Origin of the sequence: Streptomyces rimosus subsp. rimosus (genome assembly GCF_000720725.1) — a bacterium.
GTDB lineage: Bacteria > Actinomycetota > Actinomycetes > Streptomycetales > Streptomycetaceae > Streptomyces > Streptomyces rimosus_A.
In genome coordinates, this window is the sequence record NZ_JOCQ01000031.1 from 74,104 (window position 1) to 84,879 (window position 10,776).

A 10,776-nucleotide genomic window follows, 5' to 3' on the forward strand; every position below is an offset into this window, starting at 1 on the left:
GACCTGGACGGCATCGACGTCGCCGAGGCCCTGACGGCGGGCCCGGCGGCCGGTGCCGCACTGCGCACGGTCAAGGAACAGCTGCGGCAGATCCCCGACAACGGCATCGGCTACGGGCTGCTGCGCCACCTCAACCCGCAGACCTCCCCGGTCTTCGCCGCCCTGCCGCAGGCCCAGATCGGCTTCAACTACCTGGGCCGGTTCGCCGTGGAGAGCGGCGCCGAGGCGGACACGTACTGGATGCCGGTGTCCGAGGAGGACACCGCGGCGGACCGGAGCGACGGGGACGGCACCGCCACCGCGGCCCGGCTCACCCTCGCGCACCTCATCGAGATCAACGCCACGGCCGAGGAGCGCTCCGACGGCACCCGCCTGGTCACCTCCTGGGCGTGGGCGAAGGACGTGCTGGCCGAGGAGGATGTCCGGCGGCTGTCCGACGGCTGGTTCGCCGCGCTGCGCGCCCTCGTGGAGCACGCCCGGGGCGGGGCCTCCGCGGGCCTGACCCCCTCGGACGTCCCGCTGGCCGGACTGTCACAGGACCAGTTGGACACCATCGCCGAGGCCCGCCCGGGCACGGTGGACGTGCTGCCGCTGTCCCCCCTCCAGGAGGGCCTGCTGTTCCACGCCTCGTACGACGAGGACGGCGTGGACGTCTACAACACCCAGGTCGTCTTCGACCTGCGGGGCCCGCTGGACGCCGCGGCCCTGAAGGACGCCGCCCGGGCCCTGCTGGACCGCCACCCCAACCTGCGCGCCGCGTTCTGGCAGCAGGACCTGGACGCGCCGGTCCAGATCGTTCCCGCCGAGGCCCCGCTCCCGTGGCGGGACGCGGACCTGAGCACCCTCCCCGAGGAGGCGCGCGCCGAGGCGGCGGAGGAACTGGCCGAGGCCGACCGCACGGCCCGCTTCGACATGAGCACCCCGCCCCTGGTGCGCTTCACCCTGGCCAGGCTGTCCGACGGCCATCACCGGTTCATGTTCACCAACCACCACATCCTGGTGGACGGGTGGTCGATGCCGCTCGTGGTCGAGGAGTTGTTCGCGCTCTACCGCTCCGGCGCGGACGTGTCCGCCCTGCCGCCGGTCGCGCCGTTCTCGGACTACCTCGCCTGGCTGGCCGGGCAGGACCGCGCGGTTGCGGAGAAGGTGTGGGGCGAGGCCCTGGCCGGTGCCGAGCCGGTCCGGCTCGCCCCGTCCACGACGGAGCACGCCCAGGTCGCTCCGCACAGCTTCGCGCACACCGCGTCCCGGGAGCTGACCGTACGGCTCGGGCAGCTGGCCCGGCGCCTGGGGATCACCGTCAACACCGTGGTCCAGGGCGCCTGGTCGCTGCTGCTGGGCCGGCTGACCGGCCGCGACGACATCGTCTTCGGCACCACCGTCTCCGGCCGCCCGGCCGACATCCCCGGCATCGAGACGATGGTCGGCCTGTTCATCAACACCCTGCCGGTACGGGTGCGCCTCGACCCCGCCGAGTCGGTCGCCGCCCTGCTGACCCGCGTACAGCGGGAACAGTCCGACCTGATGAACCACCAGTACCTCGGGCTGGCCGAACTCCAGTCGCTGGTCGGCGGCGCGGAACTCTTCGACACGCTGCTCGTGTTCGAGAACTACCCGCTGGACGGCGACGGGGTCCTGGAGCCCGGCCCGGACGACGGCCTGGCCGTGGCGGGCATCGACATCAGCGACGCCGCCCACTACCCGGTCACCCTCGCGGCCCTCCCCGGCGAACGGCTGGAGTTCCGTACCGACTACCGGGCGGACCTGTTCACCGAGGAGGAGATCGGACGGCTGGTCCGGCGCCTGGTCCGCGTACTGGAGACGCTGACCGCCGACCCGGACGCCCCGGTCGGCACGCTGGACACGCTGCTGCCCGGCGAGCGGGAAGAGCTGCTGGCCGCGCCCGGCCCGGAGCTGCCCGGAACCGACACGCGCACCCCGGCCCGACTGTTCGAGGAGCGGGCGGCGGAAACCCCCGACGCCACCGCGGTGACCTGCGAAGACGTCTCGCTCACCTACGCGGAGCTGAACGCGCGGGCCAACCGGCTGGCGCGGCTGCTCATCGGGCGCGGCGCCGGTCCCGAGACCTTCGTGGCGGTCGCCCTGCCGCGCTCGGCGGACCTCGTCGTCGCCCTGCTCGCGGTGGCCAAGACCGGTGCCGCGTACGTGCCCGTCGACCCGGACTACCCGGCCGACCGCATCGCGTTCATGCTCGGCGAGACCCGGCCGGTGCTGGCGCTGACCGTGGAGGCCACCGCGGATGTGGCCGGCGGTACACCGGCGTTCGTGCTCGACAGCGCGGAGGCCGCCGCTGAACTGGCCGCACTGGACGGGCACGACCTCGACCCGGCGGAATGCCACGGCGGACCAGGAGCGGACCACCCGGCGTACGTGATCTACACATCCGGCTCGACGGGCCGCCCCAAGGGCGTGATGGTCCCGCACCGCAACGTCGTCCGGCTGTTCACGCACACGGCCCACTGGTTCGGCTTCGACGCGCGCGACGTGTGGACGCTGTTCCACTCCTACGCCTTCGACTTCTCCGTATGGGAGCTGTGGGGCCCGCTGCTGACCGGCGGCCGTCTCGTGGTCGTCCCCCGCGAGGTGAGCCGCGCCCCGCGGGAGTTCCTGGAGCTCCTGGTGCGCGAGCGCGTCACCGTGCTCAACCAGACCCCGTCCGCCTTCTACCAGCTGGTGCAGACCGACCGGGAGCACCCCGCCCTCGGGGACCGGCTGGCGCTGCGCCAGGTCGTCTTCGGCGGCGAGGCGCTCGACCTGCGGCGCCTGGCGGGCTGGTACGAGCGGCACGCCGAGGACGCTCCGCGCCTGGTCAACATGTACGGCATCACCGAGACCACGGTGCACGTCACCTACCGGGCCCTGGACCGCCGCGCCGTCACCGACGCCACCGCCAGCCTCATCGGCGAGCCCATCCCCGACCTGCGCGCCTACGTCCTGGACAGCCACCTCAGGCTGGCACCGCCCGGAGTGGCCGGTGAGCTCTACGTCGCCGGGGCGGGCCTGGCCCGCGGCTACCTGGGCCGCCCGGACCTGACCGCGCAGCGCTTCGTCGCCGACCCGTACGGTGCGCCGGGCACCCGGATGTACCGCACCGGTGACGTGGTCCGCCGCAACTTCGACGGCGAGCTGGAGTACGTCGGCCGCGCCGACGACCAGGTCAAGATCCGCGGCTTCCGCATCGAACTCGGCGAGATCGAATCCGCGCTGGAGGCGCACCCCGGCGTCGCCCGGGCCGCCGTGCTCGCGCGGGAGGACGCGCCGGGCGACAAGCGGCTGGTGGGCTACGTCGTACCGCAGGGCACCGAGGACCTCGACACGGCCGGACTACGGGAGTTCACTGCCACCCGGCTTCCCGACTACATGGTGCCCGCGGCCCTGATCACCCTTCCCGAGCTGCCGCTGACCGTGAACGGCAAGCTGGACGCCAAGGCCCTGCCCGCGCCCGACTACGCCGCCGGTACGGGCACCGCCCGCCGGGCCCCGCGCACCGCCACGGAACGCACCCTGTGCCAGGCGTTCGCCGAGGTGCTGGGGCTCGAAGAGGTCGGCATCGACGACAACTTCTTCGACCTCGGCGGCCACTCGCTGCTCGCCACCCGGCTGGCCGCCAGGGTCCGGTCGGCGCTGGAGGTGGACCTGTCGGTACGGGCGGTCTTCGAAGCGCCCACCGTGGCCGCGCTCGCCGAACGCTGCGGCGACGCCACCGGCACGCACGAGCCGCTGCGCCCCGTCGCCCGGCCCGAGCGGACACCCCTGTCCTTCGCGCAGCGCAGGCTGTGGTTCCTGCACCGCATCGAGGGTCCCGGCGCCACGTACAACCTGACGCTGGTACTGCGGCTGACAGGGCGGCTGGACCAGCAGGCGCTGCGGGACGCGCTCCAGGACGTGGTGGCCCGCCACGAGAGCCTGCGCACCGTCTTCCCGGACGACGACGGAAACCCGTACCAGCTCGTCCTCGCGCCCGAACAGGCGGAGGCCGAGGTGGAGTTCCTGGACGTCGGGGAGAGCGAGGTGGAGCGGTACGCCGAGGAGGCGGCCGGCCACGCCTTCGACCTCACCACCGACATCCCCGTACGGGCCCGGGTGCTGACCACCGGCCCCGACACCTGCGTCCTCGTCCTGGTCCTGCACCACATCTCCGCGGACGGCTGGTCGCTGACGCCGCTGGCCGCCGACCTCGCCACCGCCTACACCGCGCGGGCCGCGGGCGAGCGGCCGGAGTTCCGGCCGCTGCCCGTCCAGTACGCCGACTACACCCTGTGGCAGCAGCGGACCCTCGGCAGCGAGGACGATGCGGACAGCCCGATCGCCCGGCAGGTCGCCCACTGGCGCGGCGCGCTGGCCGGGCTGCCGGAAGAGCTGACCCTGCCCTTCGACCGGCAGCGGCCCGCGGTGCTCAGCCATCGCGGTGCCACCGTCCCGGTCCGCATCAGCCCTCAGCTGCACGGCGCCCTCCGCGAGCTGGCGCGCGCCAACGGCGCCTCGGTGTTCATGGTGCTGCGGGCCGCCCTGGCCACTGTCCTGTCCCGCCTCGGCGCCGGTACGGACGTGACCATCGGCACGCCGGTGGCCGGCCGCACCGACCAGGCCCTGGACGACGCCGTGGGCTTCTTCGTCAACACCCTGGTGCTGCGGACCGACCTGTCCGGCGACCCCACGTTCACCGAGCTGCTGGCCCGCGTGCGGGAGGGTGACCTCGCCGCGCACGGTCACCAGGACGTGCCGTTCGAGCGGCTGGTGGAAGTGCTGCAACCGGTCCGGTCCATGGCCCGGCACCCGCTGTTCCAGGTCATGCTGTCGATGGACAACAACAGTGCGGCCGACCTCGATCTGCCCGGCCTGACCGCGGAACCGGTCGATCTCGGCACCCGTACCGCCAAGTTCGACCTGACCCTGCACGTCATGGAGACCCAGGGCGACACCGGCCCGGCCGGTATCGAAGGCGAACTGGAATACAGCACCGACCTCTTCGACCGCGCCACGGTCCAGGGCGTCCTGGACCGCCTGGAGCGGGTGCTCACCGCCGTCACCGACGCACCGGACCGGCCCCTGTCCGGGATCGACGTGCTCGGCGACGCCGAACGCGGACGGCTGCTGGCCGACGGCACCGGCACCGCCCTGCCCGAGCCCGCCGACCGGCGGCCCACCGTGCCCGAGCTGTTCGCGGCCCGGGTGGCGGCGGCCCCCGACGCCGTCGCGGTGTCCACGCCGGAAGCGGCACTGACCTACGCGGAGCTGGACGCGCGGTCCAACCGGCTCGCGCGGCTGCTCACCGGGCGCGGCGCCGGGCCGGAGACCTTCGTGGCCCTGGCCCTGCGGCCGGGCGCGGACCTGGTGGTCGCCGCGCTGGCGGTGCTCAAGACCGGCGCCGCGTACGTACCGGTCGACACCACCTACCCGGCCGAGCGCATCGCCTACATGCTCGCCGACTCCGCCGCGGTGCTCGCCGTGACCGACGACGGCACCCCGCCGCCGGCGGACGGCGCGCCCCCGGCGGTCCGTCCGGCGGATGCGGACGGCCTGGACGGCACGGCCCTGGACCGGCCCGCGCCCCACCCGGCGCACCCCGCCTACACCATCTACACCTCGGGCTCGACCGGCCGCCCCAAGGGCGTGGTCATCGAACACCACTCCCTCGCCGCTTACGTGCGCTGGGCCGCCGAGGCCTACCCCTCGCTCGCCGGGACGGCCCTGCTGCACTCCTCGGTGTCCTTCGACCTCACCGTCACCAGCCTGTTCGGGCCGCTGATCAGCGGGGGCAGGGTGCACGTCGGGCCGCTGGACGACACCGACGGCGTGACAGGGCGTCCCGCCGCGACCTTCGTCAAGGCGACGCCCGCCCACCTGCCGCTGCTCACCGTGCTGCCCCGGCCGTTCTCGCCGACCGGTGAACTGGTCGTAGGCGGCGAGCAGTTGGTGGGCGAGGTGCTGGACCAGTGGCGCACGGCCCACCCGGGCGCCGCTGTCGTCAACGAGTACGGCCCGACGGAGGCCACCGTCGGCTGCGTCGTGCACCGCGTCGAACCCGACGAGGAGATCGCGCCCGGGGCGCTGCCGATCGGCCGCCCGATCCCCGGCGCCGGCGTCCGCGTGCTGGACGAGCGGCTGCGCCTGGTGCCGGAAGGCGTGCTGGGCGAGCTGTACCTCACCGGTGCCGGGCTGGCCCGCGGCTACCTGGGCCGGTCCGGCCTGACCGCCCAGCGCTTCGTCGCCGACCCGCACGGCGCGCCGGGCACCCGCATGTACCGCACCGGTGACCTGGTCCGCTGGCACCGCGGGCGGCTGGAGTACGCCGGGCGCGTCGACGACCAGGTGAAGGTACGCGGCTTCCGCATCGAACTCGGCGAGATCGAGGCGGTGCTCAGCGGACATCCCGAGGTGGCCCACGCGGCTGTCGTGGTCCGCGAGGACGGCCCGGGGGAGCGGCGGCTGGTCGGTTACGCGGGCGGACCGTGCGAGGCCGCCGAGCTGCGCGCGTACCTGGCGGAGCGGCTGCCGGACTACATGGTGCCCCCGGTGGTCGTGGTCCTGCCGGAGCTGCCGCTGACCCCGAACGGCAAGGTGGACCGCAGGGCGCTGCCCGCGCCGGAACCCGCCGGGGCCGTCACGGCCTCCGGCGAACCGCCGCGCACCCGGGCCGAGCGGGTCCTGTGCGATCTGTTCGCCGAGGTGCTGAAGCTCCCCGAGGTCGGGGCCGACGACGGCTTCTTCGACCTGGGCGGGGACAGCATCGTCTCGATTCAGCTGGTCAGCCGCGCCCGCAAGGCCGGCATCGGCATCTCGCCGCGGGACGTCTTCACGCACAAGACGCCCCGGGAACTGGCCCGCGCCGCCCGGGCCGAGCGCGCCGCCACGGCCGAGGACCCCGCCGCCGCGATCGGCGACGTACCGCTGACGCCCATCGTCACCGGAATGCTTGCGGACGGCGGCCCGCACGCCCAATTCCACCAGTCGATGCTGATGAGCGTGCCCGGCGGGCTCGGCGCGGCACGGCTGGCCCGCGCGTTGGACGCGCTGCTCGACCACCACGCCGTACTGCGGTCGCGGCTGGCGGAGGACGGGCGGTGGACCGTCCAGGACCGTGGCGCGGTACGGGCCGACGCATGCGTGTCGCGCGTGGACGTGGCCGGGCTGGACGCGGCAGCACTGACCGCCGCGATGGAGCGGGAGAACCTGGCGGCACAGCGCCGCCTCTCGCCCGCCGACGGCCGCGTGCTCCAGGCCGTCTGGTTCGACGCCGGGCCCGACCGGCCCGGGCGGCTGCTCGTCCTCGCCCATCACCTGGTGGTCGACGGCGTGTCCTGGCGCATCCTGCTGCCCGACCTGCACAGCGCCTGGGAACAGGCCGGGGAGGCCGGTGACGGCGCGGTGACGTTGGAGCCGGTGGGCACCTCGTTCCGCACCTGGGCGACCAAGCTGCGGGTCGCCGCCGCCGACCCGCGACGCGTCGAGACCGAACTGCCGCTGTGGCAGCAGTACGCGGAAGAAGGCCGGCCGCTGGCCGCCCGCCCGCTGGACGCGGCGGTGGACACCGCCGCCACCGGCCGGGACCTCACCCTGTCCCTGCCCACCCGCTGGACGGAAGCCCTGCTGACGGTGGTGCCCTCGGTCTTCAACGCGGGCGTCAACGACGCGCTGCTGGCCGCCCTGGCCCTGGCCGTCGCCGACTGGCGGGGCCCCGGCGGGGTGGCGGTCGAGCTGGAGGGCCACGGCCGCGAGGAGCACATCGTCGACGGCGCCGACCTCTCGCGCACCGTCGGCTGGTTCACCAGCCTCTTCCCCGTAACCCTCACCCTGGACGGCGTCGACATCGCGGACGCGCTGGCCGGCGGCCCGGCGGCGGGCACCGCGCTCAAGCAGGTCAAGGAACTGCTGCGGGCCATCCCCGACCACGGAGTCGGCTACGGCCTGCTGCGCCACCTCAACCCCGCGACCGGGGAGCAGCTGGCCGACCGGGCCCGCCCGGAAATCGGCCTCAACTACCTCGGCCGGTTCGCCGCCGGGGACGAGGACGGGGCGGACGGGGCCGGGGCCGAGCGGCCCGAGGACGCGTACTGGATCGGCGAACCCGGCGGCGGCAGCGAACCGGACATGCCACTGGCCCACGTGATCGACATCAACGCCATGACCGAGGACCGGCCCGACGGCCCCGTCCTGGTCGCCACCTGGACCTGGGCCGCCGAGCTGCTGTCCGAGACGGAGGTCCGGCGGCTCGCCGACGGCTGGCTCGCGGCCCTGCGCGCCCTCCTCGGCCACGCCGAGCGCCCCGACGCGGGCGGCCTCACCCCGTCCGACGTCTCGCTCGTCGAGGTGGACCAGGACGACATCGATGAGTTCGAAAGCGACATGGAAGACGACTGGGGGACCGCGGAGTGAAGCAGCAGTCGAAGATCGAAGACCTCCTTCCGCTGTCACCCCTCCAGGAGGGGCTGCTCTTCCACGCCCTGTACGACGAGCGGGAAGCGGACCTGTACGCGGTCCAGCTGACCCTCGACTTCCACGGCGAACTGGACGCCGGGCGGCTCCGCAGGTCGGTGGAGGCCGTCGTACGGCGGCACCCGGCGCTGCGCGCCGCCTTCCGCCAGAACAAGAGCGGCGAGACCGTACAGCTCATCGCCCGCGCCGTGCGGGTGCCGTGGCAGGAGGCCGACCTCTCGGGCCGCCCGGCGGCACAGGCCGAGGCCGAGGCCGCGCGGCTGTCCGAGGCGGACCGCACACGCCGGTTCGACATGACCCGGCCCCCGCTGCTGCGCTTCACGCTCCTCAAGCTCGCGGACGGGCTGCACCGGCTGGTCTTCACCCACCACCACATCCTGCTCGACGGCTGGTCGATGCCGCTGGTGTTCGGCGAGGTCTTCGAGATCTACGCACGCGACGGCGACGTGTCCGGGCTGCCCGGCGTCCGCCCGTACAAGGACTACCTGTCCTGGCTCGCCGCGCAGGACCGCACGGAGGCAGAAGCGGCCTGGCGGCACGCCCTGTCGGGCGCCGAGCCCTGCATGGTGGCGCCCGCCGGCGCGCTGCGCGACTCGGTGGTGCCGGGCAAGTGCGTGACCGTACTGAGTGCCGCGGAGACCAAGGCCCTCGGCGAACGGGCCCGCGGGCTGGGCGTCACCGTCAACACGGTGGTGCAGGCGGCCTGGGCGCTGGTCCTCGGCTCCCTCACCGGCCGCGACGACGTGGTCTTCGGCGCCACGGTCTCGGGCCGCCCGCCCGAGCTGGACGGTGTCGAGGACATCGTCGGCATGTTCATCAACACCCTGCCGGTCCGGCTGCGCCTGGACCCGGCCGAAACGCTGGCCCAGCTTGTCACGCGCCTCCAGCACGAGCAGGCCCAGCTGCTCGCCCACCAGTACCTGGGCCTCAACCAGCTCCAGTCCCTCGCGGGCGGCGAACTCTTCGACACCCTGATGGTGTTCGAGAACTACCCGATCGACGAGGACGCCTTCGACGACACGGAGGACAGCCTGCGGGTCTCCGCCGTCGCGGCGGACGACGCGACCAACTACCCGCTGAGCGTCTCCGTCGTCCCCGGCCACGACCTGGAGATCCGCTTCGACTACCGCCCCGACCTCTTCCGGCTGGAGCAGGCCCAGGAGGTGCTGGACCGCCTGGTCCGGGCGGTCGTGGCGATCACCGAGGACCCGGACGTGTACGTCGGCCGGGTGGACGTGCTCCCCGCCCCGGAGCGGACCCGGCTGCTGGCGCTGGGACGGGGCAGCGAGGTCCGGACCGCCCCGGCCACCCTGGCCGGGCTGTTCGAGGAGCAGGCCGCGGCCACGCCGGACGCCACCGCGCTGGTCTGCGCCGACGGCGAGCTGACCTTCGCCGAACTCGACGTCCGGGCCGACCGCTTGGCCGCTCTCCTCGTGGCCCGGGGAGTACGGCAGGAATCCCGCGTCGCCCTCGTGCTGCCGCGCGACTCCTCGGCCCTGGTGGCGATGCTGGCAGTGCTGAAGTCCGGCGCCGCGTTCGTGCCCGTGGACATCGAGTACCCGGCCGAGCGCATCGGCTACATGCTCACCGACGCCGCCCCGGTGCTCACCCTGACCACGGCTGCCACGCGTAAGGCCGTATCCGGTACCGGTGTCACCGAACTCGTCCTGGATGACGCCGGGACCGTGCAGGCGCTTGCCGCCACGGACGCGGTGCGGCGCGAGGACAGGGCGCCGGTGTCGCCGTCCAGCCCGGCATACGTGATCTACACGTCGGGTTCGACGGGCCGTCCCAAGGGTGTGGTGGTGGAGCACCGGAGTGTGGTGAATCTGCTCCGTGCCCATCGGGAGGAGTTCTTCGGTCCGGTGTCGGGTGGGCGGCGTTTCCGGGTGGCGCTGACGGCGTCGCTGTCCTTCGACACGGCCTGGGACGAGCTGCTGTGGATGTGGGCAGGCCACGAACTGCACTTCATCGACGACCGCACCCGGCGCGACCCCGACGCGCTACGCGATTACGCCCTCGACAAGTCCCTCGACCTGCTGGACGTGACGCCGACGTTCGCCCAGCATTTGCTGGACTCCGGGCTGCTCACCGGCTCAGGCCACCGGCCGAGCGTCTTGGTGGTCGGTGGGGAGGCGTTGGGTGCGGCGCTGTGGGAGCGGCTGGCGGCGCTGGAGGGCGTGGCCGTCCACAACTTCTACGGGCCGACGGAGGCGACGGTGGATGTGACGTCCACCGCGCTCGCGGATAGCTGTATGTATCGGGCGAGGGCCTGGCGCGCGGTTACCTGGGGCGTGCGGGGCTGACGGCGGAACGGTT

2 protein-coding genes (1 of these 2 only partly in view) are annotated in these 10,776 nt (G+C 73.7%); both read left to right on the forward strand.

From position 1 onward, the window contains the following. On the forward strand, positions 1-8,397 hold the end of the coding sequence (locus IH45_RS01000000143740; protein ID WP_078897630.1) for a non-ribosomal peptide synthase/polyketide synthase. The gene continues 16,632 nt to the left of window position 1, outside the view; 8,397 of the gene's 25,029 nt are visible here — the last part of the coding sequence; the start codon falls outside the window, past its left edge; its stop codon occupies positions 8,395-8,397. Beyond that, the gene (locus IH45_RS1000000150635; RefSeq protein ID WP_050514948.1) at positions 8,394-10,763 is read left to right on the forward strand and encodes a condensation domain-containing protein; all 2,370 of its coding nucleotides are present in this window, start codon (positions 8,394-8,396) and stop codon (positions 10,761-10,763) included. The genes IH45_RS01000000143740 and IH45_RS1000000150635 overlap by 4 nt, the downstream gene beginning before the upstream one ends. Positions 10,764-10,776: the final 13 nt, after the last annotated feature.